Genomic DNA, 22,486 nt, shown 5'->3' with positions numbered 1-22,486 from the left:
TACTTGGCGGGACTCAGCCCAGGTAGGCGCTGAGCATCCACACGGTCTTTTCCTGCTCGCGGATGTAATCGCTCATCTGCGAGGCGGTGCCTTCGTCGTCGGCATCGGCAGCCATGGAGTTGAGCTCGCGCTGCAACTCAAGCAGTGCCTGATAACCCTGCACCAGGCCACGCACGCATTCGGTGCCCTCGTGCACGTGGGTGTCTTCCTGAATACGCGAGATCTTGGCGTAATCGCTGTAGGCATGCAGCGGCTCGTGCCCCAGCGTAAGAATGCGCTCGGCGACTTCATCCACCTTGGCGAGCAGGTCGGTATAGACTTCTTCGAATTTGGTATGCAGTTCGAAGAAATGCGGGCCTTTCACGTTCCAGTGGTAGCCGCGCGCGTTCATGTAGAAAATCTGGTAGTTGGCCAGTAGCTCGTTGAGCTTCTCGGCCAGTTGGTTGGCGCTGCTGGTATGTAACCCGATGGAATTGATGTCGGACATGAAAGCACTCCCTCGTAAAGCAATGGACGAACGTTGTCGGTAATCAAAATCGTCAATGGACCCAGTCTAGAGTGTCATCTGAGGATTGGGTAACGAATCTTTCCCATCGACGATATAGCGTCTCCATATGAAATGCCCATGACGCAGTGTTTTTTCAAGGGTTGAGGGTGCGTCATTGTGTCTGCGCCCGGCGATTAGGCACTTCTTAGACGAGGACTAGCGCGGTGTCTGCCGACCGGCAAGCTGCCACACACGCAGGAGGCTCTCAGCACGGTCGGCGAGCAGCTCTGAGGTGCGTCCTAGGGCTTCCGGCAGGGCCAGGGGGCCATCGGCTAACGCGAAGGCGGCCGCGATGCCCTCGTCGTGAACGGCCTGCCAGCCATCGCCGAGGCGCCCGGCGAGTGCGAGCGTGGGCACGCCGTGTCGTCGGGCGCGCCGGGCGATGCCCACTGGTGTCTTGCCGGCAAGGCTCTGGCCATCGAGCTGGCCTTCGCCGGTGAGCACCAGGTCGGCGTCTTCCAGCAGACGGTCGAAGTCGACCTGATCCATGACCAGGTCGATGCCGGGCTGCAGTCGTGCCCCTAGAAAAGCGGCCGCGGCGAAGCCCATGCCGCCAGCCGCGCCGGCGCCCGGTAGCGCGCGGTGATCCTTGCCGAGCGCGCTGGCGACGTGGTCGGCGAAATGTGCCAGGGCCGCGTCGAGCAGGGTAACATCCGTCGGTGTGGCGCCTTTCTGCGGTCCGAAGATCGCGCTGGCCCCGCGCTCGCCGAGCAAGGGGTTGTCGACATCCACGGCAGTATCCACCGTGAGCGCCGCCAGGCGCGGGTCCAGGTCGCTCAGGTCGAGTTCGGTCAGCCGGGCCAGTGCCGCGCCGCCGGGCGGCAGTGGTTGGCCCTCGGCATCGAGAAGTCGCGCACCCAGCGCCGCGAGCATCCCCGCGCCGGCATCGTTGGTGGCGCTGCCGCCCAGGGTGAGGATCAAATGCTCGGCCCCGGCATTGAGCGCATCGCGTATCAATTCGCCGACGCCCAGGGTGGTACTATGCAGCGCGGTGCGCTCGGCGTCGGTGAGCGCTTGCAAGCCGCTGGCCTCGGCGAGCTCGACATAGGCCGTGGCACTCGCGGCGTGCCATCCCCAACTGGCGTTGATGGGGCGCCCCAGAGCGTCGTGGACCTCGGTGACACGGCGTTCGGCTCCCGTGGCGGCCAGCAAGGCATCCAGGGTGCCTTCGCCACCGTCGCCCATGGGGCATTGGACTAGCTGTGCTTGGGGAAGGACGCGGGCGCAGCCCGTGGCGATGGCACCGGCGGCCTCGCGGGCCGAAAGGGCATCCTTGTAGCTATCCGGGGCGATGATGATCTTCATGAGCGAACCTCTATGCATGATCCAAACCCGAGGGCGTCGTGGTCGAATCGCCAGCCTAACGCATGCAGGCTTCAGGCGGGAGTCGCCCAGCATGCCACGCTGACGGAACCGTAGTGCTCAACTACGCTCTCAACGAGATGCCCGTGCGGGCGGTAACGGTGAGGCGAGAACGCGATGATGAAACCTCTTTTGCTGGTGGCGGCGATATTGGGGCTCGGAGGCTGCCAAAGCCTGGCCTCCTATGACCCGCTGGGTCGCGATGTGGCCTCGCCGTTGCCTGACGCGTGCCAGTGGTCGGCCCAGGGCGACGCCGAGGCACGGGTGAGGGCCACGGCCGATGCGCTGGAGACACAGGGATATCGTATCGAACAGACCGAGGTTGCGCTGGGCTTGGTGAGTGCCGAGCGGGCCAAGGCGCAACCGGGGCTAGGAGCCGTGGATCGACCGCCCTGGGGGCGCAGCGGTTTCTGGGGATACTATGGCATGGGCAGTCGCCATGGCTATTCGCTGGGGTACTCCCAGCGCTTCGGCGGTGATCCGGTGCGCCTGCAACGGATCTCGGTAGTGGCAGCCGAAGGCGTCGTGCGGGTGACACGCGATTCGCGCGTGGTCGATGCTAACGGTTATCTGATCGATGCGCGTCCGGACAACAGCGCGGCGTTCTGCGCCGCTCTACACGATGATATCGACGCACGCATGCGCGAGGGGAGCTCATCATGAGGCGACTGCTGGGCGTATTGCTCGTGGCATCGTTCGTGGTATTGAGCGTGGCCGGGTGCGCGACCACATCGGCGCCGCCGCAGACCCGGGCCTTGGTCGTGGCGGCCGAGCCCTCGACCGCGCTGGAAGCGGGGGTGGCGATGCTCACGGCACGCGGTTTCGTGATTCGTCGCGCCGATGTCGACCTGGGCGATGTCGAGGCCGTGCTGGCTGCGCGCCCCACGCTTGAGGTGCGCTACCGGCTCGAGGCGACCGAGCAGGGCACGCGCATCACGCTGTCGGGGCAGCGTGGCGGCCAGCCAGTCCCGCCCTATGTGTTCGATACGCTGTTGATCGATGTTCAAGAGCGGCTTGGCGAGCTGCCCTAGCCTTTGTACGAAAACTGCCTTGTGCGCCTACGCGCGTATCACGCGTATGACCTCAACAGGTCGCGCAGGGTCGTCAGGTGGGTATCCAGCTTTGCGGCGTCATACGGCTGCGGCGTGCCTTGTCCCCACACCGGCCCCGGCCAGGCCGCGTCGCTCTGGTGGCGGACGATGACATGCAGGTGCAACTGCGCGACCTGATTGCCGAGTGTGGCCAGGTTGAGCTTGTCGCCTGCATGGTGCGCCATCAAGCGGCGCCCCACCTCGGTGGCTTCCTGCCACATCGTGGCCTGATCGTCGGCGGAGAGTTCGTAGACTTCGCGGATATCGTCACGACGGGGGATCAGCACCAGCCAAGAATAACGCGCGTCGTCGTTCAGGCGCACCTGGCAAAGGGGCAGATCGGCGACGTAATGCGAGTCGGCCGCCAAGCGTGGATGCAGGGTGAAATCGGTCATGCGCGGCGCTCCTGAAAATCGTCGTAAAGTGGCTTGGCTATGCTAACGTTAGGTTACACGGCATAGGGCCGTGCCTTCCGCTAAGTGAGCGGTGTTTGCCGGAGAAAACGCATGAAGCGTACATCGATTGCGGTCTTGGGTCTTCTGCTGTTGGCGGTGCTGAGTGGTTGTAACACCATCCATGGTGCGGGCGAGGACATCGAACGTGGCGGTGAAGCGATGCAGGATGCCGCAACCAACTGAATCCTGGAAAGGATGCATAGCGCCGCCAGCTTTGCTACTTTGTGGTCGTTCCGCCGGTATGGCGGATAAGATTACCCAAGAAATGGGTTTGGACCCGCGGGAACGTTCCCGCTTGATACCGTGAAGGAGACACGACTATGAAACGGATGCTGGCTTTTTCCTTGTTGCTGATGTTCACCGCTGGTGCCATCAGTGGCTGCAACACGTTTGAAGGCGCAGGTGAAGATATCGAGCAAGGCGGTGAAGAAGTTCAAGAAGCTGCCGATTGACGCTTGCTCCCGCCGTCCCGCAGGGGCGGCGGTTCATCTATGCTGTTATCAGGCTTGCCCGCCCTTCCCTGATGACGCATGCCAAGCTGTTTTCCCTTCCGTTAGCAAGAATGCCCGACGAGGCGTGACCTTCGTTACGACGCCTTGCCACTCTCACCGAATGAAAAGCGTTGCTCCAAGCGTTCGAACGCCAAGTCGGTGACGATAGCCAGAAGCCCCACCAGTACCGCACCTTGAATCACGTAAGGCAGATTGTTGCCCACCAAGCCGGCGATGATAGGCGTGCCCAGTGTCTTGGCACCGACCGTGGAGCCGATCGTCGCTGTGCCGATGTTGATAATCACCGAGACGCGCACGCCGGCGATGATGACCCGCATCGCCAGGGGCAGTTCGATGCGCCACAGGATCTGCCAGGCGTTCATGCCGTTGCCGCGTGCGGCCTCGAGCGTTTGTGCGGGCACCGTGCCCAACCCAGCGACGGTGTTTTGCACCACCGGCAAGAGGCCGTAGAGCACCAGCGCCACCAAGGTGGGAACGAAGCCGAAACCGGCGACGGGCACGACGATGGCCAGCACTGCTGCCGGGGGGAAGGTCTGGCCGATGGCGGCCAGCGTCGAGACCAAGGGCTCGAACTCGCGCCCCGCCGGCCGCGTGACAAAAAGCCCCGCTGCAACGCCGACACTCACCGAGATGAGCGACGACACCAGCACCAGGGCGAGATGGGCGAGCGTCAGATTGAGAAAGCTCTCGCGCTGATACATCGCCGGATCTTGATCGGGAAACAACGCCCGAAACAGTGGCGCCAACTGCTCCATACCCACCACCAGCGCGATCAGCAAGACGCTGAGGGAGATCAGCAGGACAAGGCGCGAGGAGACGGGACGGGATAGTGCGCTGACGCTCATGGACGATGCCCCATGACGCCCGACATCGTCACTTCGCCCAACAGGCGCCCCTCGGCATCGAGCACCGGCAAGGCCGTCACGCGAAACCACACCATGCGTGACAGGGCCTCCTTCATCGACATCTCCGGCGTGGCGGTCCACTCCGGATTGACCACCGTACGGGCCGCTTGGGACTCGCCCAGACGGCCGCCCAGCAGTGCCATGGGACGGTCGTTGGCGTCCACCTGCCAGGTGATGGGCGCGCTGGCGATGGCGTTGTTGCGCGTGCGCTGGGCGGGCCGACAATATTCCTCGACCTGGCGCCGCGAGAGCAGCTTGAGGCCTAAGTCGGCGCGCCCGATGAAGTCCCGCACGAAATCGTTGGCGGGTGCGACCAGCAGCTCTGCCGGACGATCGTACTGCACCAACTGGCCGGCATTGAGCAGTGCCACGCGGGAGGCCAAGCGCAAGGCTTCGTCCATGTCATGGGTGACGAAGACGATGGTCTTCCCGGTTTGGCGGTGCACGCGTGCCAGCTCGGCTTGCAAGGTATCGCGCGTCAGAGGGTCGACGGCACCGAAGGGTTCATCCATCAGCAGCACGTCGGGGTCCGCGGCCAGCGCGCGGGCCACGCCGACACGCTGCGCCTGACCGCCCGAGAGTTGATGCGGATACTTGTCGTGAAGCCCGTCATCGTCGAGCTGAAAAAGTGCCAGCAATTCTTCGACGCGCGCAGCAATGCGTGACGATGGCCACTTGAGTAGCTTGGGCACGGTGGCGATGTTGTCCGCGACGCGCCAATGCGGGAACAGTCCGATCGACTGGATGGCATAGCCGATGCGGCGACGCAGGCGTTCCGGCGGCAGGGTGGTGATATCTTCGCCGCCCACCAGGATTTTCCCCTCGCTGTGCGCGATCAGGCGATTGATCATCTTCAGCGTGGTCGACTTGCCGCATCCCGATGGGCCAATGAGTACACAGAACTCGCCCTGTTCCACGGTCAGCGAGATGTCGTCGACGACGCGTGTCTCGCCATACCGCTTGGTCAATCCCTGAAGTTCGATCATCGGTGTTACCTATCGGCGGGTGCCGGCCGGCTTGCTCAGCACGACCAGCATCTGCAGCGTGAAATCGGCGATCACCGCCAGCACGATGGTCGGGATCGCGCCGAGCAGGACCAGGTCGATGGCATATTGGCCAAGGCCTTGGAAGATAAAGGCGCCCAGGCCCCCGGCACCGATCAGCGCCGCCACCACCGTCAGGCCGATGGCCTGCACAGTGACGATGCGCAGCCCCGAAAGCATGACCGGCAACGCTAAAGGGATCTCCACGCGCCACAGCACCTGGCGCGCGGTCATGCCCATGCCGCGTGCGGCCTCCACGGTGGCAGGCGGGACGCCCTTGAGCCCGGCGTAGGTATTGCGTACCACGGGTAGCAGCGCGTACATCACCAGCGCGATGATGGCCGGCGCGGCGCCGATGCCCTTGACGCCCCATTCGCCGAGCAATGGGAAGGCGTTGCCGAGTGCCGAAAGCGGCGCGACGAGCAGGGCGAACAGGGCAATCGAGGGAATCGTCTGGAAGAAATTGAGCACGCTGAACAGCGTCCCCTGCAAGCGTGCGCGGCGATGGGCCAGCAGGCCCAGTGGAACGCCGATGAGTAACGCCGGCCCCAGCGCGGAGCCCACCAGCACCAAGTGCGTGATGAACTGATCACTGAAGTTGTCGCGAATGTTGGCGTATTCCCGCATGATCGATAGATCGCTGAAATGACCGCTGGCGAACAATATCGCCACGCTTCCCCCCGCGATCAGCATGTAACCCAGACGCAGTAGCCAGCCGCTGGAGGCGCGCTGAAAAGCATCGATGGCCGCCAGGGCGCAGCAGAAGACCAGCACCCAGAAGGCTGACCCTTGCGAGACGCGCGCCGACGGCGATTTTTCGACCAGCGTGCGTTGCGCGTAGTCGCCCAGGCTATACAGCGTGATCATCAGCAGCCCCAGGCTGGCCAGCAAGACCACACCATGGGCGATCTCGCGCGGTAGCGGGCGTCGCAGCGCTGCTACGGCCAGCACCGCGCTCAGGGCTAGAAGAGCGATCACTTGCCAGGCTGATAACGCCTCGCTCAGGCCGACGGTTTGCCCGGAGGCCAAGCGGTTGGGCGACATCGTGGCGAAGGGCAATAGCCAAGCCGCCAGGAGCCCCGCACCTAGCAGCGTGGCCAGGACGCGATTGGCCACCAGGCGAGCGCTGGCCGCGTCGCTCGGGGGAACGTGAGAAACAGACATCGGCAGCCGTCAGTCGAGCAGGTCTTGTGATTCCAGGTAATCCTCGGCGACATCGCCGGCTGGTTCACCATCGACCTGAATGCGACGGTTGAGCGACTGTAAGGTTTCTCGGTCGAGCCCTTCGAAAACGGGCTCGAGCAGTTCGGGAATTTGCGGGTAGGCATCGAGCGTGGCTTGGCGGATCACCGGCGCCGGCTCGTAGACCATCTGTACGCCTTGAGTGTCGTCCATGACCTTGAGATCGGCAGCGGGGATGGCGCCGTCGGTGGCATAGACCATGGCGGCATTGGTGCCGCTGGTGTTCTCGGCGGCGGCGCGAATGGTCGCCGCCGTGTTGCCGCCGGAGAGGACTAGCAACTGGTCCTGGTCGAGCTTGAAATCGTAGGCACGCTGGAAGCTGGGCAAAGCGGCATCGCTTTCCACGAATTCGGCGGAGCCGGCCAGCTTGATCTCACCGCCATCGCGTATCCAGGCGGCGAAATCCTCCATGGTGGAGAGATCGTTCTCGTCGGCGACGTCACGGCGCAGCGCAATGGCCCAGGTATTGTTGGCTGGCGCCGGGGCGAGCCATACCAGGTCGTTGTTTTCCTTGTCGTAGGCGCGAATCTTCTCGTAACCCTCGCCTGCGCGTTTCCATGCGGCATCATCGGTGGTTTGCGTGAAAAACGCCCCGTTGCCGGTGTATTCGGGATACAGGTCGATCTCATCTTCGAGCAAGGCACTGCGCACGATGTTGGTCGGACCTAGCTGCAGTTCGTCCTCGACGGGAATGTCGGCATGCTCCAAACGCTTGACGATCATATTGCCGAGCAAGGAGCCCTCGGTATCGATCTTCGACGAGACGCGCACTGGCTCGTCGGCGAACGCCGGCGTCAATGACAACGCCAGCCCGGCGGCCAGGCCGAACACGGCGGTGGAGAAATACTTGAAGATTCCTTGCATGATTCCTGGCTCCTTGGAAATGACGGGCGACGTGACGTTCCAGCCTTGAGTCTAGCATTCTCGGCTCGCGCAGCGAGAGGGAATGCGCCTGGCCTCTAGCGCGCTGCTTGGATACGCTGTACCGCGAGTCAGCCGAACGAAGAGGAAACGACATGAGCAAATGCATTCTGGGCGGGGCAATGATGGCGCTGCTACTGGCGGGATGTACCGGCGGTCCGACGCCGGACGAGGCGCCCTCACCGCCGCCGATGTCGCAAGACGACGTCTGTGGCGCCGACGCGTTGCAAGACTACATCGGCCAGCATGCCGACGAAGCGACAGTGGCACAGTTGGAAACCGACAGTGATGCCGAGCGAGTTCGTGTCATCGGCCCCAACCAGGCGGTGACGATGGATTACCGGGCCGATCGTCTCAATGTCAAACTGGACGACCAGGATACGATCGATGAGCTGACCTGTGGCTGAGGAACCGGCACCTAGCGGAGGATAAAAAACACACAGGCGGCGGTGAGCACACCCATGACGACGTTGAAGCGTCGCCACGCTTGGGGCGTGGTTAGCCAGTGGCGGATGGCCATGCCGAACCCGGCCCATAGCGAGATGCATGGGAAAGCCACGATTTCGGCAAGCCCGGCCAGGAGTAAGGCATTCAGCCATACGGGGCCACCCTCGGGCAGAAAGCCCGCCATCAATGCCAGACCCATCACCCACGCCTTGGGATTGGCGAACTGAAACGCCGCCGCTTGCCAGAGACTCAGCGGTTTTGCCGCAGCATCGTCGCGGAACTCAGGCGGAGGTGCGGTGGCGATTTTCCAGGCCAAATACAGCAGATAGGCACTGCCGATCAGGCGTAGCGCGTTCTGTACCATCGGATAACGCTCGAAGAGCACCCCCAACCCTAGGGCGATGGCCGTAAACAATACGAAACAGCCCACTGCGATACCCAGTAGGTGCGGCAGGGTGCGTCGGTAGCCGTAATTGGCGCCCGAGGCGGTTAGCATGACGTTATTGGGACCCGGCGTGATGCTCATTGAAATCATGTACAGCGCAGCGGGGCCGAGCGAGATCCATCCTTCCAGCATGTCGTTCTCATGTGTTTATCGCCGGGAGCGTCATACTCCACGCAGATGGCTAGCTTGCCTGCTGACCCCCGGTGTCGCAAGCCGCCGGTATGCGTCGCCACGCGAGCGAATTTCGGGTTACGCTGAACGCGTTCATGAGTTACGCGATCAAGGAGGTCGCCCCATGCCGCATGCCGAGATTTTGCAAGAAGGGACCCTGCATTGCTTCCCCGCCGGGCTACGCGACGATGCGGGCAAGCTGGTCAACGTCGAAGTGTCGGCCGTCGTCTATGATGGCCAGCGTCTGATCCTGGCCAGCGACAAGCCGATTCCCGGTGACACACGTTCGGCTGTCTTCTCTGTCCCGATCACTGCTGCTGGCCCCGATGATCGCGGCCTGGAGTACTTCACGGCGGATGCCATCAAGCGGGCAGTCAAGTACGAGGACTTCGCGTTGACCGCCGACGGTCGCTACGTATTGGCGACCACTGGATTCGATCGCATCGACATGGAAAGCCATGCGCTCAATGCCTACAACCATTTATTGATCTGGCCGCTGGGCGAGCCCGAACAGGTACAAGTGGTCGATCCGGACCCGCGTGACGGCGTCGAAGGCTCACTGGAACTGCGCAACAAGCTCGACGGCGCCATTGGCTATCCGTATTACAAGATAGAAGGTCTGGCGGCGATTCCGGGAGAGCGCGGTGATGGGCTACTGCTTTTCGGTGTGCGTGAACAAGGCTATTCGCACGAAGACTTCGACTATGTGTGTCGTGTCGTGGGGGCGCACTACAGCACCAATGCCCATGGCAATCTGGTGTTCGTCGACAGGCTACGTGAGTTCTACCGCTTCGCGCCCCGGGAGCAGCCCGAGGTGCGCTATGACTGCGGCCTGTCCAGCTTGGAGTACGACCCACATCACCAGCGTCTGTTTCTATTGACGAGCTTCGAAGTCGAAGAGGAGGAAGAAGAGCGCATCGGTGGCTACCTTTGGGTCGTGTCACTAGAGGCATTCGCGGCGGGGCAAGCGCCGATGCTGGTTCGCACGATGGCTGGAGGCGCTCTGGAGTTCGAACACAAGGCGGAAGGCTTGGCGATTCTGGATAGCGAGCGCTTGTTCGTGGCCTACGACAATGATCGCGACATGTCGTTGGGCAGCATCGATGAACGTGACGAGCGCCACGCCTGCGAGGCGCCGTACACCATCTTGAGGCTCACCTGAGACCCTGCTGATTCACCGGAGGTCGAGTTCGTCTCGCCAGCGCTGTACGGCGATCTCGTCCTTGAGCATTTCCAGCGTTTCGATCAACACCTGCTCGGTGACGCGGTCGGTGCGCTGGTCGACGTATAGCCAGGCATCGATGCCGCTTCCAGCCAGATCGCCGATGAGGCTCTTGAAACGCGGCGAGCGTAGCCCATCGATGGCCTCGTGGACCACGCGGCTGGCAACGTCGCTCAGGCTGCGTTCCATGGCATGTGCCACATGCTCGCCCATGGGCAGGCGTCTCAGCCGGGTGAGCTCCTGATTTTCCTCGAGCGTGCGAGTGACCAGGGTCGCTACGTAGCGATGCACTTCCTGATGATTCTCGGCATAGCTCTTGTCGACGGTGGTTTCGAGGCGCCTGGCGATCTCGTCGACCAATGCCGCCTTGCGTGGCTGGATCACCTGTTCCGTGAGACGTTTGGTGAAGTCGTCACTGCGCTGGACTTCCTCCTGCAAGCTGCTCAGCAGGCGCGTTGCCACGCGATCGGAAAGCTCCTCCATGAGTACCCGGTAGTAGCGCTCGAAGAAGGCATATAGACGCCAGCGGCGGATGTCGATTGCCCCCAGACGCTGCAATCGAATCAGCAGCGAGATGAGGCGCAGTACACGCAGGAGGCGGAAGCCGCTGACCGGAATGCATCCCAGCACGTCATACCAGTGTACGAAGGGATAGAAGAACCAGCGTGCGTAGCGGCGCTCGGCGATGGCCATCGCCCAGCCGGCCAGGACATCGAGCAGGAAGATGCTCACGAAGACCAGGTCGATCGTCATGAAACGCTGGTGAATGGCGCTGTCATAAGCCTGGTGGAGGCTCGGCGCCAGCGCTTCGAGCCCGGCATTCAGCGGCGGCAAGAGAAACAGGCTATCGACGAGCAGCAGCAACAGGTTCGCCGAGACCAGCACCACGATGGCGATGTCCCAGACGAGATAAAGGCGCTCGCGTCGGTGCGAGTGGGAGGCGGAAGGTGCGCTCATCAAGTTCTCCGTCGGCGGCGCCGCGCCAAGGCGGCGGCGGGCGTCCTGCACGTTGTCACGCTATCAGTTTCACGGCGTCGCGTCAGGGCGCCTCGCGGGTCTCGTTGAGATGCGCCTGGGCACGCTGTTCCTCCTGCTCCTCTTGCTTGCGCATTTGCTTGCGTAACTTGGCTTTCTCGTAGCGCAGCTTCTGCAAGGGCGTGTCGAGCTGCAGTTGTGGCACGGGGTTGGGGTTACCATCGCTGTCCATCGCGACCATGGTCAGATAGCAGCTGTTGGTGTGGCGGATGACGCGGTCCTGGATCGACTCGGCGATGATCTTGATGCCGATCTCCATCGATGAGCGCCCCACATAGTTGACCGACGCCAGAAAGGTGACCAGCTCACCCACGAGAATTGGTTGTTTGAACCGTACCTGGTCCACCGACAGCGTGACGACATAGGAACCGGAATAACGGCTCGCGCAGGCATAGGCGACTTCGTCGAGCTTCTTGAGAATCGCGCCGCCATGTACCTTGCCGCTGAAGTTGGCCATGTCGGGCGTCATCAACACCGTCATGGTGAGTTCGTGCTGGCGGGGGAGGTCGTCGGTCATGCGGGCTCCATTGATTGAGACGTGACTGGCAAATGTGTACCACGTTTCATGCGTGATTGTCCGCGTGGTAAGAGTCCTGAGGTACAGTCCAACGCGTGCGCCGGTAGTGCAGATAGACGGCGGCGAGACTTGCCGAGCGCACCAGGGTGAAGGCCGTGAAGGCGAGCCACAGGCCATGATTGCCCAGCGGTTGCGTGAACCACCACACCGGCAGGTAGACGGCGAGTGCCAGCAGGATGGTATCGCGCATTTCGCGGGTCGCGGTGGCACCGATGAAGACGCCATCGAGAAGGTAGCTCCACACCGCGATGGCCGGCATGACGATCATCCAGGGCAGATACTCGCCCGCCGTGGCGCGCACGTCCGGGAGGTCGGTGAGCAGGGCGATCAGGTAGTCGCCGCCGAAGAAAAACGCCGCCATGGCGACGCCGGCGGTCATCAGTGAGAAGCGCGCCGCGGCGCGCACCGAGGCCCCGAACAGCGACCAGTCACGACGCCCCACGGCGCGGCCGGTCAAGGCCTCGGCGGCGTGAGCGAAGCCGTCCAACGCGTAGGACGTGATCATGATGAACTGCATCAGCACGGCGTTGGCGGCGAGTACCGTATCGCCCTGACTGGCGCCTTGGGCGGTGAAGAAGGCCATGGCGAACAGCAGCCCCAGCGTGCGCACGAACAGGTGCCGGTTGACCTGGAACAGCTCTGAGTAGGCGGCAAGGCGCAGCAGTCGCTGGCGCAGGAAGCGCCCCTTAAGCAGCTTCAATTGACGTGCCACCAGCCACAGGCCGGCGGCCAACGCCGTATAATCGGCGATCACCGTGGCCCAGGCGACGCCGTCGCTGGTCATGCCCAGGCCGACCACGAACAGCAGGTCGAGCACGATGTTGACGCTATTGGTCAGAACCATGATCGCCAGCGTGACACGCGAATTCTGCTGGCCGAGGAACCAGCCTAAAATCGCGTAATTGGCCATCACCGCCGGGGCCGAGAGGATGCGAATATGGGCATAGCTCGCCGCCAGTGACATGGCGGCCTCGCTGCCGTCGAGCAGGTAGAGGCCAAAGCTGATGAGCGGTTCGGCGAGCAGGATCAACATCACGCCGATGCCCAGCGCCAGCAACAACGATTGCCCCAGCAGGTTGCGTATGTCGCTGTCGTCCTCGCGTCCCATGGCCTGGGAGGTGAGGCCGGTGGTGCCCATGCGCAGGAAGCCGAATCCCCAGTAGAGAAAGCTGAACAGTGTCGCGCCAAGGGTCACGGCGGCCATGTAGCGCGAATCCGGCAGGTGCCCCACCACGGCGGTATCCACCAGTCCCAGCAATGGCACGGTGATATTGGAAAGAATGATCGGCCAGGCAAGCGGCCAGATGCGTGTCGGGGAGCGTGAAGTGGACACGAGATTCCATCGTTTGCGTTGGACGTTTACGCCTGGCGAGCCGCCCGCGAGACATGACAAGAACGGAGGGGTGCGGAGACTGCCCTCGCGGGCCGTCGACGCTTTGTATCGTGAATGGCCGCGCTCAGGCGGCGGTAATCAACCGATACTTGTGCATGAGCTGGTCGTGAGTTTCGCTGCGCTCGGGATCGAGAGGAATGCAGTCGACCGGGCATACCTGCTGGCACTGGGGCTCGTCGAAATGACCGACGCACTCGGTGCACAGGTTGGGGTCGATGACGTAAATCTCCTCACCCGCGGAAATGGCGCCATTGGGGCACTCGGGTTCGCAGACATCGCAGTTGATGCACTCATCGGTGATCATCAGGGCCATGTGAAGTGTCCTCTACTGCGTTTCGGGCGACGAGGGGTCTGGGGCGAAATGCCGGCTCAGTGCGTCGACTACGCAAGGGTGCACGAGCTTGGAGACATCTCCCCCGAGACGCGCGATCTCGCGCACGATGGTGGAAGAAATATACGAGTTTTCTATCGCGGGCGTCAGGAACAGACTCTCGATATGGGGCGCCTGGGCCCGGTTCATATTGGCCAATTGTAACTCATATTCGAAATCGGATACCGCTCTCAATCCCCGCAGGATGATGCGTGCCCCTTGCTGATCCAGCAACTGCGTCAGTAATCCGCTGAATCCGACGACCGTAACGTTGTCGAGATCGGCGATGATCTCTTCGATCAGCGCTACGCGGGTTTCCAGCGACAATGCGGGTTGCTTGCGCGGACTCGCGGCCACCGCCACCACGACCTTGTCGAACATGCGTGCGGCGCGCTCGATCAGGTCGTAATGACCATGGGTGATAGGGTCGAAGGTACCGGGGTAGACCACGATATTCATGGGTGCATCCTGTGCCGAGATACCAACAGGGTAGTGGTTGCCCAAGGCTGGCGGCAATCGTACCGCCGCCTGGGTGTGCCTATGACAGTCGGCCGTAGGGGTTGTCGACCGCCAGCGAGACGGGCTGATCGAAGCCGGGAATATGCAGCGTGTCGCGCGTCATCGAGAGTTCCGGCCCTTCGAGAACGCCTTCACCGAAGCGGTAGGTGACCTCGAAGTGGCCACTGTCGGATGTTGCCAGGTATGCCTCGGAAGCGGCTAGAGTCGTCTCGCGACGATGCTTCCAGTCGTCGATTGCGCGCTGGCCGTGGCGCTGGGTCAGTAGGCGCTCGGTGGCGGCCGGCGAGATGACCAGGCCGGTGGCGTTGTTGCCGCCGAATCCCTTGGCATTGATGAAAGCCGCATCGGCCTCGAAGGGGATCGGGTCGCGGAAGAAGCGCAGGCGCTCGGCGAAGACGTCATCGGCGACCGCATCGAGGGTGAAGATACCGGGAATTACACCGTGGGCGAAGGTGCCCAGTGCACTGGCCATCTGATCGCCCGCCGCGCCGCCTTGTGAATGGCCGACGAATGCCTTGACGGCGGTCACCGGCCACGACTCGATGCCATGCGCGCGCGCCACCATGTCGAACACGTGCGACTCGGTGGTGCGATTCTTGGGCGTGCTGGTGCCGTGCGCATGTAGATAGCTGCGCTGGCGTACCGACTCCTCGCCGAGCATGTCGCTGGCAAGACTGACCGCCTTGGCCAGGGTGATGTAATTGCCGATGCCCGGTGCGGAAATCGAGCGCTTCCAGCCATCGGCGTTGACGAAGACACCCGGCACGGCGCCGAGAATTTGGGCGCCGGTCTCGAGCGCCAGGGCATCGTCCATCAGCAGCAGGAACTGGGTCGACTCGGCAATGGTGAAGCCGCAGTTGCGTGCAAAGGGACGGCACGCGCGCTGATAGTCACTGTCGGTGAGTAGCGCCAAGGCGTCGAGCGCCTTGAGGCTTTCGTCGTCGGCCAACGCCCCCATGGTGCGGAAGCCCTCGACGATTTCCGGTGTGATCGGGGCATCGCTGGTGCCCACCATGACCACTCGGCGTCGGCCACTGCGAATGTCCTCGAGGCCCAAGCGCAAGTTATACAGAAAGCTGGCGCAGGCGCCGAGCGCTGCGCCGGTAGAGCCGACACTGCCCAGCACGTAGGCGTTGAGGAAGTCGGCGGGCATTTGCCCGTAGCCCAGCGGCATCTGTTTGGAGGTGGCGCGCGTGCCGCTGACGAAGCTTTGTAGCAGACCGCCCCAGCCTTCGTTGTCGAGCTGGCCGATGGAGTTGCCGGCGTAGACGGCGATGGCGTCCGGGTCGAGACGGTTGCGCAGCGCCGCCCAGTCGAGGCCGCTCTGGCCGAGGCAGTCGGAGGCGCCGAAGATGGTCATCGCCAAGCCGCGCGGATGGTGAACGCTGCGGTACAGGGTGTCCGGCGAAAAGCCGCTGGGCAGTTGCCCGGCCGAGCGTACCTGGGCGCTACGACGTTCGGGGAGCAGTACGTCCAGCGCACCGGGCGGGACCACGACTTCGACCATGCGTTTGTCGATCTCGCGCACCTGCCAGGTGGCCGGCACGTCGTTGGGAAGCTGGCGGCGGCGCACGCGAAAGGTCAGCTCGGTATCGAGGTTGAGCTGTGCGGCGCGATTGGCGGGGAGGCCCTCGCTGCCGAAACGCTCGTCCTCGATGCGGCGAATCAGGGTATGATCGAGCACATGTTGGCGATAGCGTGCGACGACGTCGGCGTCGCCGAGAATCTCGCCTTGCGGGTCCTGCCAGCCGCCGCCTTCCACGCGCGAAACGAGCTGCATCATGGCGGCCAGGGCGAGAATGGTTTGTGCCTGAAGGGTATCGGGCAAAGCGTCGAGAATCGTTCGGCGATAAGCTTGGTGGCCCGAGGTTCTGCCGGCGGCGTTAACACCGCCCATGCCGACGATCACCGGTAACTGTGACAAGCCGCGTTCCTCGTAATGCTGTGGATGACGATGCGTCATGATTCGTGGCCGGCACGCGTCGGCCGGATATGTCGCGCCCTCCCGTACGATATAGGATATAGATAGGGCGCGTGGCATCTTAATGAGCCTGGGAATGATAGCACCCGGGTGCGAGTGGCGTCATGCGAACACTGTCCGATAAAGTGGAAACGACACCAAATGCGATCCCCTTTACGGGGCGATGCCGTGACGCTCGGTCAAGCCCGGCAGTCTGCTAGAATGGCATTTTCGTTCAGTCGTTCACAGGGTCGCTCATGCATGCCAATTCCCGCGCCATCGTTACCCAGCAGACCGCGCCGCATGAGGATCTTTCGCGGCGTGTGTCGCGGGCGTTGACGCACCCCTGGCGAAAGCCGTTGGCATCGCACACGCGGATAGCGTTCGGCGCGGCGCGGACATGGTTGCATGAGCAGGATAAACCGTTGATTCTCGATGCGGGCTGTGGCGTAGGGGTCTCCACCCGGCGTCTGGCTGCGCGTTTTCCCGGTCATGCGGTGATCGGCATCGACCGTAGCGCCGATCGTCTTTCCCGTGAGCACGGCGAACTGCCCGACAACGCCCTGCTGGTGCGTGCCGATCTGGTGGATTTCTGGCGTTTGGCGTTACAAGAGGGGTGGCAGCCGGCACGTCATTATCTGCTCTATCCCAATCCGTACCCCAAAGCGTCACACCTCAAGATGCGCTGGCACGGCCACCCGGTTTTTCCGGCCCTGGCGGGACTCGGCGGCGAACTGGAAGCGCGCTCCAACTGGCGGCTCTATCTCGAGGAATTGGCCCTGGCGTTGGCGCAAGCCACGGGGTGCGAGCCGTGTCTCGAACCCTGCGAGCCGTCGGGCGAATATCTCACGCCTTTCGAACACAAATATCACGCCAGCGGCCAACCACTATGGCGACTGACGGCGACGCTGGCGCACCGCCCTGCGTTGTTGCCCACGTAGCGACAAGACAACACGGGCTTTCAGGAGACCGAATATGGTGTATGTATTTTTGGCCCTCGCGATCATCGCCGAGGTCGTGGCCACCAGCGCACTCAAGGCGTCCCAGGAGTTCACTCGCTTGTGGCCGAGCGTGACCGTGGTCGTGGGCTACGCCTTGGCGTTTTATATGCTCACGCTGGCGCTTCGCGATTTGCCGGTGGGTATCGCCTATGCGTTCTGGGCCGGGCTTGGCATCGTGCTGGTCACACTGATTGGGGTGGTGGTATATGGCGAGAAACCCGATTTACCCGCGATTCTCGGTCTGGGAATGATCATCGCCGGGGTTGCCATCATCCAGGTGTTTTCGCGTATGTCCTCGCATTAGGCGCTATCCGAAAAGTGCCTATGCTCGTGCGTGCGTGCGTCGCTATCGCACTCGACGAGGAGCCCTGCTAGCCTGGCGGACGATGTATGTTCGTCCAGGGAAGGAAAAAACTCATGCTGAGTAGGCTGTTCCAATGCCGACGCTTGCGCTCCTCGCAGCGTGTCGGGCGTCGTGTGCTTTCGCTTCTGGTCTTGATGGGCTTGCCGCTAGCCGCGCAGGCCGAGGGTTTCGACAACCTATCCTCGTTGGCAGATAAAGGCTTCGTGATCGGCGCTCAGGCGCAGTTGTTGGGTAGCGGTGAAAGCCTGGGTGCGCTCGATCCTACGCGGCGGCTTTCGCCGGCCTCGGTGACCAAGCTCTATACCGCCGCCGCGAGCCTCGACCGCTGGGGGCCGCAGCATCGTTTCACCACGCAGTTGATGGCCACCGGCGATGTCGATGCCCAGGGCGTGCTGCATGGCGATCTGGTGCTCGATGGCGGCGGCGACCCCGCCCTGACCAGCGAAAACCTATGGCGCCTGGTGCAACGCTTGCGTGAACGCGGCGTGCGTGCCGTCGATGGCCAATTGGTGGTCAGCCAATGGCGCTTTGGTCCAGTAACCTGCGTGACCACCGACCGCTGCAAGGCGCGCACGCGCTCCGACAATGCCTATAGCGCCTCATTGTCATCGGCGGCGGTGAATTACGGCAGTTGGTGCAATCGGGTCAAGCCCGGCGCAGCTGTGGGCGACGCAGCCTCCATCAGCGATTGCGCGACGGTGGCCCCTCTCATACGCCTCGATAATCAGGTCAAGACCGTGGCGCATGGCGGAGACACGCGCCTGAATGCCGAGCGCATCAGCAGCGAGCGCGGCGACACCTTGCGTGTCAGTGGGCAGATCGCGCGCGATAGCTTCTCGCGCGAAATCTATCGCGGCAGTTCCGATCCCGCCGAACAGACTGCCAAGACCTTGATGGCGTTGCTCGAGCAGGCAGGGGTCGAGGTCAAGGGCTACGCAACCAGCACGACACCGCCGCCGACCACCGCCAAGCGCTTGGCGGCGGTGGATGGCAAGCCGTTGCAGGAATTGCTGCTGCGCATGCTCAATTATTCCAATAACTTCATGGCCGATACCCTGGCGCTGGATCTCGTCGCCAAGCCGCGCGCCGAGCTAAAGGACGCCGGTGATGCCCTGATGCGATTCGCCCAAGAGCTGCCGGGCCACGGCGTGCCGACGCTCGCCAGCGGCAGTGGCCTGACTCCCGAGAACCGTGTCTCGGCCCGCGATCTCAATGCCTTGCTGGCAGCGATGTATCAGCACTCGGCGCTGTTTCCGACCTTCGTGGCCGGCCTGCAACTGCCGACCAACGGGCCCATGCATTTCATTCGCCGAGGCAGCGACACCTTCCAGCAGAGCGTCATGCTCAAGACCGGTACGCTCAACGAGCCGGTCACGGTGCGTGCGGTGGCCGGCTATTTCCGCACCCAAACCGGGCGTTGGGGCAGCTTCGCAGTGCTGGTCAACGGCACCTCGCAAACGCCGTATCTCGCTTGGCGACAAGTACTGCCCCTGGTAGCGGCGGACTTGACGAATATGATCGAGGCCCACTGAGAGCCCACATCCGCTAGCGTCGTGGATCGATGAGCACGCGCCCGTGGGTGCGGCCCTCGAGCATGGCGTGAGCCCGGTCGGGCACGTCGTCGAGGCCCACCTCCTCGACATGCATGTGCGAAAGCAATGCATTGGGCAGGGCGGCGATGCGTTGCCATGCCGCGCGGCGCCGGTCGAAGGGGATATACACGCTGTCCACGCCGAGCAGCGATACACCGCGCAGGATGAATGGCATCACCGTGGTCGGCAGCGCGGCGTCGCCCGCCAGCCCCACGGCGGCGACCTTGCCCGCGTAGTTCATTTGCGCCAGGAGGTTGGCCAGGATCTGGCCGCCGACGGTATCCACAGCGCCTGCCCACTGCGTCGATTCCAACGGCCGGCCGCGTGATTCGAAGTTGGCGCGGGACAGAATGGCGTGGGCACCAAGCGCTTCGAGCCAGGCGTTCTGCTCGGGCTTACCGGTGATGGCGTGAACCTCGAAACCTTCATGGGCGAGGATCGACACCGCCCAACTGCCCACGCCGCCGCTGGCGCCGGTAACCACGACCGGTCCATCGCCGGGCCCGAGGCCGGCTTCTTTCAGTCGCATCACACTAAGCATGGCGGTGAGTCCGGCGGTACCGAAGAGCATTGCCTGCCGAGTGCTGAGCGGTTGCGGGCAGGGCACCAGCCAGTCGGCATCGACGCGCATTGCTTCGGCGAAACCGCCCCAATGACGCTCGCCGACGCCCCAGCCGGTGAGGATCACGCGGTCATCGGCGGCGAAGCGTGCATCCGTGGAATCTGTCACCGTGCCGGCGAAATCGATCCCCGGCACCAACGGATACTCGCGCACGATCTTGCCATGGCCGGTGACCGCCATGGCGTCCTTGTAGTTGAGGTCCGAATAGTCGATCGCGACGCGTACCGCGCGCTCCGGCAATTGGCTTTCATCGAGTGTTTCGAGGCGGGCGCGGGGAGCGTCGTCATGGAGCATGAGTGCACGGGGCATGGAAGACTCCTGCGAATTTGGGTGAGGGCGCTGCGACGAGCGCGGGATTACTAGCCTAGCGTTGAGCCGCGTGTGTCGACAACGCGACCTTGGCGGGATACCGTCCGTCATTCGAGTGGCATTTCCCAGGGGCGCCACTTTGTTACTATCTCGGATCGACATGTGCGTTGCCCTTCTGGCCGTTGCGTGATCGGCCAGTGAGACCCCCTTAGTTGAGGATCGAGCGCGATGAAATCCCACCAGACCGGCTTGCGCCACTTGACCAGTTCCACGTGTTACTCGCTCAAGGGACTGCGTGCCGCGTTTCGCAACGAAGCGGCGTTTCGCCAGGAGGTGGGCATCTGCGTGATACTCCTGCCCCTGGCGTGGTGGATCGGCGCCACGCCGGTGGAATGGCTGCTGCTGGTGGGCAGTTGTGCGCTGGTGCTGATCGTCGAGTTGCTTAATAGCGCGGTGGAAACCGTCGTTGATCGCATCGGTCCCGAGCATCACGAGCTGTCCGGACGGGCCAAGGATATCGGGTCGGCGGCGGTGATGATCTCGCTGATCATGGCAGGCCTGACCTGGATCCTGCTGGCCTGGCAGAAATTCCTCGGCTGAGCCGTACTGTCGACGGGATCGGCTTTTCCACATTCAACCCTCATGCGAGGTGCCCCATGTCCCGACGCGTCGGTTTTGGATTGCTCGGCGTGCTGGTGGTGGCGGCCGTGATTGTCCCCTATACACTGCTGCGTGATGTTCAGGCCTGGTACGGCAGTATGCTCTTCTGGGGACTGATCGGTCTCGCCGTGATCGGTCTCAACCTGCTCGTTACCGCCGATTTCAAGGAGAAGTGAGGATGTCGTCGACGCTCGTGTGGACGTCGGTGCTGGTGTATGTCGTCGTCGCGTTGGGCGTGGCATGGCGTTCACGCGAGCGTGGTCCTGGTGGGGCGACCGACATGGCACACTATTTCCTCGGCGGGCGGCGCATGGGCGGGTTGGTGTCGGCGCTCAGCTACAGTGCGACGACCTACAGTGCGTTCATGATGGTGGGGCTCGCCGGGCTAACCTACGCTGGCGGGGTCGGGGCGCTGGGCTTTGAAATCGTCTACTTCGCCGGGGTCTCGTTGGTGGCGATATTCGGGCCGCGCTTCTGGGCGGTGGGCAAGGCATTCGGCTTCGTCACCCCCAGCGAGATGCTGGGACACCGCTATGCGAATCGTGGCGTGGCCGTCGCCACGGCGCTGGTCAGCAGCCTGTTTTTGATCCCTTATGCGGCGGTGCAACTGGCGGGCGTGGGGTATCTACTGAGTGGCATGACCGACGGTGCGATCGGCTTCACCACCGGCGTGGCGGTCGCCACCGTGCTGGCGCTGGTCTTCACCTTCATTGCCGGGATCCGCTCGGTGATGTGGACCGATGCGCTGCAGGCGCTGTTGATGATCGTCGCCTCGACGGCCGTGGCGCTGCTGGTGGTGGCCTCGTTGGGTGGTTTCGAGACGCTGTTCGCGACGCTTGCCGATGAGCATCCCGAGGCACTCACCGTGCCGGGCGCGGGCCTGTTCACGCCGGCGACCTTCCTCGGCCTGACGATTCCATGGTTCTTCTTCAGCCTTTCCAATCCCCAGGTTAGCCAGCGACTCTTCATGCCGGCCTCGCTCCAGGCCATGCGCCGCATGCTGCTGGGCTTTCTGTGCTTCGGCCTGGTATATACCGCCGTCTCGGTGCTGTGGGGCTTTTCGGCGCTGATCGCATTTCCCGATCTGGAGAACTCGGATCTTGCCACGCCGACCTTGCTGGCCTCCGCGCACGTGCCGCCGGTACTGGGTGTGCTGGTGATGGTCGGCATCCTGGCGGCGGCGGTCTCGACCATCGACTCGATCATGCTGACGCTGTCGTCGATGCTATCGAGAGACGTTTACGCGGTGGCCCGTCAAGGAAGCGACGAACGCCGCCAACTGTGGGTCGGCAAGGCCGTGTTACCGCTGATCGCGTTGTTGGCACTGGCGTTCGCCGAGTTGCGCCTCGATCTGATCGCGGTGCTCTCGGTCGCCGCCTCGACCGGCCTGGTAGTCACCGTACCGGCGCTTATCGGCGCCTTCTTCTGGCGGGGCGGCAGTGCGGCGGGCGCCCTGGCGAGCATCCTCGGCGGTGGCGCCTGGGTCGTGGCGCTGTATATCACCGGCGCCAAGCCACTAGGCTGGCCACCGGGCATCTGGGCGTTGCCGGTGGCGTGCGTGCTGTTTGTGGGTATTAGCCTGATCACGTCATCGCCGCGCCGCAGCGCTGAGGCGTTCATCGCCGCCGCCGAGCGTGGTTTGCCGTGGCGGCGATGAGGACCGCGTGTGTGTAGCTTCCAGGCGATCAGCTCCGCTAAGCTGGGGCCATCATGCTTGCCCG

At 63.2% G+C, this 22,486-nt stretch carries 27 protein-coding genes; 12 read left to right on the top strand and 15 right to left on the bottom strand.

Features of this window, described 5'->3' with window-relative positions; genetic code table 11:
- Nucleotides 1-13 precede the first annotated feature (13 nt).
- Both SR908_RS05765 and SR908_RS05760 read right to left on the bottom strand, forming a co-directional pair.
- Entirely contained in the window at nucleotides 14-487 is a 474-nt protein-coding gene (locus SR908_RS05765) for a Dps family protein (RefSeq protein ID WP_097022178.1), read from the bottom strand.
- Between the two features lie 216 nt (nucleotides 488-703).
- Complete coding sequence (locus SR908_RS05760; RefSeq protein ID WP_246919215.1) at nucleotides 704-1,852, bottom strand: glycerate kinase; 1,149 nt, start codon at nucleotides 1,850-1,852, stop codon at nucleotides 704-706.
- Between the two features lie 174 nt (nucleotides 1,853-2,026).
- Here SR908_RS05760 and SR908_RS05755 point away from each other — a divergent pair, with 174 nt between their 5' ends.
- Entirely contained in the window at nucleotides 2,027-2,572 is a 546-nt protein-coding gene (locus SR908_RS05755; protein ID WP_246919218.1) for a hypothetical protein, read from the top strand.
- Complete coding sequence (locus tag SR908_RS05750; protein ID WP_246919221.1) at nucleotides 2,569-2,940, top strand: hypothetical protein; 372 nt, start codon at nucleotides 2,569-2,571, stop codon at nucleotides 2,938-2,940. Before SR908_RS05755 ends, SR908_RS05750 begins: the two co-directional genes overlap by 4 nt.
- 38 nt (nucleotides 2,941-2,978) lie before the next feature.
- Here the strand turns inward: SR908_RS05750 and SR908_RS05745 are convergent, their stop codons facing one another.
- Nucleotides 2,979-3,395 (bottom strand): HIT domain-containing protein, encoded by a 417-nt coding sequence (locus SR908_RS05745; RefSeq protein ID WP_246919224.1) that lies wholly within the window; start codon nucleotides 3,393-3,395, stop codon nucleotides 2,979-2,981.
- A gap of 111 nt (nucleotides 3,396-3,506) precedes the next feature.
- Between SR908_RS05745 and SR908_RS05740 the strand changes: the two genes are divergently transcribed.
- Both SR908_RS05740 and SR908_RS05735 read left to right on the top strand, forming a co-directional pair.
- Nucleotides 3,507-3,638 (top strand): entericidin A/B family lipoprotein, encoded by a 132-nt coding sequence (locus SR908_RS05740; protein ID WP_097022173.1) that lies wholly within the window; start codon nucleotides 3,507-3,509, stop codon nucleotides 3,636-3,638.
- 137 nt (nucleotides 3,639-3,775) lie between these two features.
- Nucleotides 3,776-3,907, top strand: coding sequence for an entericidin A/B family lipoprotein (locus SR908_RS05735; RefSeq protein ID WP_011508238.1), 132 nt, complete (start codon nucleotides 3,776-3,778; stop codon nucleotides 3,905-3,907).
- A gap of 134 nt (nucleotides 3,908-4,041) precedes the next feature.
- On the opposite strand, the gene SR908_RS05730 is transcribed toward SR908_RS05735, so the two are convergent.
- From SR908_RS05730 to osmF, 4 genes are read right to left on the bottom strand one after another with little or no spacing between them, the layout of a single operon-like run.
- Nucleotides 4,042-4,812, bottom strand: coding sequence for an ABC transporter permease (locus SR908_RS05730; RefSeq protein WP_246919227.1), 771 nt, complete (start codon nucleotides 4,810-4,812; stop codon nucleotides 4,042-4,044).
- A complete protein-coding gene (locus SR908_RS05725) occupies nucleotides 4,809-5,858 on the bottom strand; it encodes an ABC transporter ATP-binding protein (protein ID WP_246919230.1) in 1,050 nt (349 codons plus the stop codon). The genes SR908_RS05730 and SR908_RS05725 overlap by 4 nt, the downstream gene beginning before the upstream one ends.
- A 9-nt stretch (nucleotides 5,859-5,867) precedes the next feature.
- Nucleotides 5,868-7,079, bottom strand: coding sequence for an ABC transporter permease (locus SR908_RS05720; RefSeq protein WP_246919233.1), 1,212 nt, complete (start codon nucleotides 7,077-7,079; stop codon nucleotides 5,868-5,870).
- Nucleotides 7,080-7,088: 9 nt separating this feature from the next.
- Nucleotides 7,089-8,021, bottom strand: a complete 933-nt coding sequence (gene osmF, locus SR908_RS05715) for a glycine betaine ABC transporter substrate-binding protein OsmF (protein ID WP_246919235.1) — start codon at nucleotides 8,019-8,021, stop codon at nucleotides 7,089-7,091.
- Nucleotides 8,022-8,173: 152 nt separating this feature from the next.
- Here osmF and SR908_RS05710 point away from each other — a divergent pair, with 152 nt between their 5' ends.
- Nucleotides 8,174-8,485 (top strand): I78 family peptidase inhibitor, encoded by a 312-nt coding sequence (locus SR908_RS05710; protein WP_097022168.1) that lies wholly within the window; start codon nucleotides 8,174-8,176, stop codon nucleotides 8,483-8,485.
- An 11-nt stretch (nucleotides 8,486-8,496) separates the two neighbouring features.
- Here the strand turns inward: SR908_RS05710 and SR908_RS05705 are convergent, their stop codons facing one another.
- Nucleotides 8,497-9,102 (bottom strand): LysE family translocator, encoded by a 606-nt coding sequence (locus SR908_RS05705; RefSeq protein ID WP_246919238.1) that lies wholly within the window; start codon nucleotides 9,100-9,102, stop codon nucleotides 8,497-8,499.
- 163 nt (nucleotides 9,103-9,265) lie between these two features.
- Here SR908_RS05705 and SR908_RS05700 point away from each other — a divergent pair, with 163 nt between their 5' ends.
- The gene (locus tag SR908_RS05700) at nucleotides 9,266-10,303 is read left to right on the top strand and encodes a hypothetical protein (protein WP_246919241.1); all 1,038 of its coding nucleotides are present in this window, start codon (nucleotides 9,266-9,268) and stop codon (nucleotides 10,301-10,303) included.
- 12 nt (nucleotides 10,304-10,315) lie between these two features.
- Here the strand turns inward: SR908_RS05700 and SR908_RS05695 are convergent, their stop codons facing one another.
- The 6 genes from SR908_RS05695 to SR908_RS05670 form a co-directional block, all read right to left on the bottom strand.
- A complete protein-coding gene (locus tag SR908_RS05695; protein WP_246919245.1) occupies nucleotides 10,316-11,320 on the bottom strand; it encodes an ion transporter in 1,005 nt (334 codons plus the stop codon).
- A gap of 82 nt (nucleotides 11,321-11,402) precedes the next feature.
- Complete coding sequence (locus SR908_RS05690; protein WP_097022164.1) at nucleotides 11,403-11,915, bottom strand: acyl-CoA thioesterase; 513 nt, start codon at nucleotides 11,913-11,915, stop codon at nucleotides 11,403-11,405.
- A gap of 46 nt (nucleotides 11,916-11,961) precedes the next feature.
- Complete coding sequence (locus SR908_RS05685) at nucleotides 11,962-13,308, bottom strand: MATE family efflux transporter (protein ID WP_246919248.1); 1,347 nt, start codon at nucleotides 13,306-13,308, stop codon at nucleotides 11,962-11,964.
- Between the two features lie 124 nt (nucleotides 13,309-13,432).
- A complete protein-coding gene (locus tag SR908_RS05680) occupies nucleotides 13,433-13,681 on the bottom strand; it encodes a YfhL family 4Fe-4S dicluster ferredoxin (protein ID WP_097022162.1) in 249 nt (82 codons plus the stop codon).
- Nucleotides 13,682-13,693: 12 nt separating this feature from the next.
- Nucleotides 13,694-14,197: a pantetheine-phosphate adenylyltransferase gene (coaD, locus tag SR908_RS05675; RefSeq protein WP_097022161.1), complete on the bottom strand. Its 504-nt coding sequence runs from the start codon at nucleotides 14,195-14,197 to the stop codon at nucleotides 13,694-13,696.
- Between the two features lie 79 nt (nucleotides 14,198-14,276).
- On the bottom strand, nucleotides 14,277-16,220 hold the full coding sequence (locus SR908_RS05670; RefSeq protein WP_246919251.1) for a beta-ketoacyl synthase: 1,944 nt from the start codon (nucleotides 16,218-16,220) through the stop codon (nucleotides 14,277-14,279).
- 254 nt (nucleotides 16,221-16,474) lie between these two features.
- Here SR908_RS05670 and trmB point away from each other — a divergent pair, with 254 nt between their 5' ends.
- The 3 genes from trmB to dacB all read left to right on the top strand — a co-directional run bounded on the left by trmB (nucleotide 16,475) and on the right by dacB (nucleotide 19,114).
- Nucleotides 16,475-17,158: a tRNA (guanine(46)-N(7))-methyltransferase TrmB gene (trmB, locus tag SR908_RS05665; RefSeq protein ID WP_097022159.1), complete on the top strand. Its 684-nt coding sequence runs from the start codon at nucleotides 16,475-16,477 to the stop codon at nucleotides 17,156-17,158.
- 34 nt (nucleotides 17,159-17,192) lie between these two features.
- Nucleotides 17,193-17,522 carry a DMT family transporter gene (locus tag SR908_RS05660; protein ID WP_097022158.1) on the top strand — a complete coding sequence of 110 codons (330 nt, stop codon included), beginning with the start codon at nucleotides 17,193-17,195 and terminating at the stop codon, nucleotides 17,520-17,522.
- Between the two features lie 113 nt (nucleotides 17,523-17,635).
- A complete protein-coding gene (gene dacB / locus SR908_RS05655; protein ID WP_246919254.1) occupies nucleotides 17,636-19,114 on the top strand; it encodes a D-alanyl-D-alanine carboxypeptidase/D-alanyl-D-alanine endopeptidase in 1,479 nt (492 codons plus the stop codon).
- Between the two features lie 13 nt (nucleotides 19,115-19,127).
- Here the strand turns inward: dacB and SR908_RS05650 are convergent, their stop codons facing one another.
- Entirely contained in the window at nucleotides 19,128-20,105 is a 978-nt protein-coding gene (locus tag SR908_RS05650) for an MDR family oxidoreductase (protein WP_097022156.1), read from the bottom strand.
- A 228-nt stretch (nucleotides 20,106-20,333) separates the two neighbouring features.
- Here SR908_RS05650 and SR908_RS05645 point away from each other — a divergent pair, with 228 nt between their 5' ends.
- The 3 genes from SR908_RS05645 to SR908_RS05635 are packed head-to-tail and all read left to right on the top strand — an operon-like array spanning nucleotide 20,334 to nucleotide 22,422.
- On the top strand, nucleotides 20,334-20,705 hold the full coding sequence (locus SR908_RS05645; protein ID WP_246919257.1) for a diacylglycerol kinase: 372 nt from the start codon (nucleotides 20,334-20,336) through the stop codon (nucleotides 20,703-20,705).
- 56 nt (nucleotides 20,706-20,761) lie between these two features.
- Nucleotides 20,762-20,941 carry a hypothetical protein gene (locus tag SR908_RS05640; RefSeq protein WP_246919260.1) on the top strand — a complete coding sequence of 60 codons (180 nt, stop codon included), beginning with the start codon at nucleotides 20,762-20,764 and terminating at the stop codon, nucleotides 20,939-20,941.
- Between the two features lie 2 nt (nucleotides 20,942-20,943).
- A complete protein-coding gene (locus tag SR908_RS05635) occupies nucleotides 20,944-22,422 on the top strand; it encodes a sodium:solute symporter family protein (RefSeq protein WP_246919263.1) in 1,479 nt (492 codons plus the stop codon).
- Nucleotides 22,423-22,486: the final 64 nt, after the last annotated feature.

The organism is Chromohalobacter canadensis (genome assembly GCF_034479555.1).
GTDB classification, from domain to species: domain Bacteria; phylum Pseudomonadota; class Gammaproteobacteria; order Pseudomonadales; family Halomonadaceae; genus Chromohalobacter; species Chromohalobacter canadensis.
Note: the sequence above shows the minus strand (reverse complement) of the source record. Positions and strands in the feature narration are given on the sequence as shown.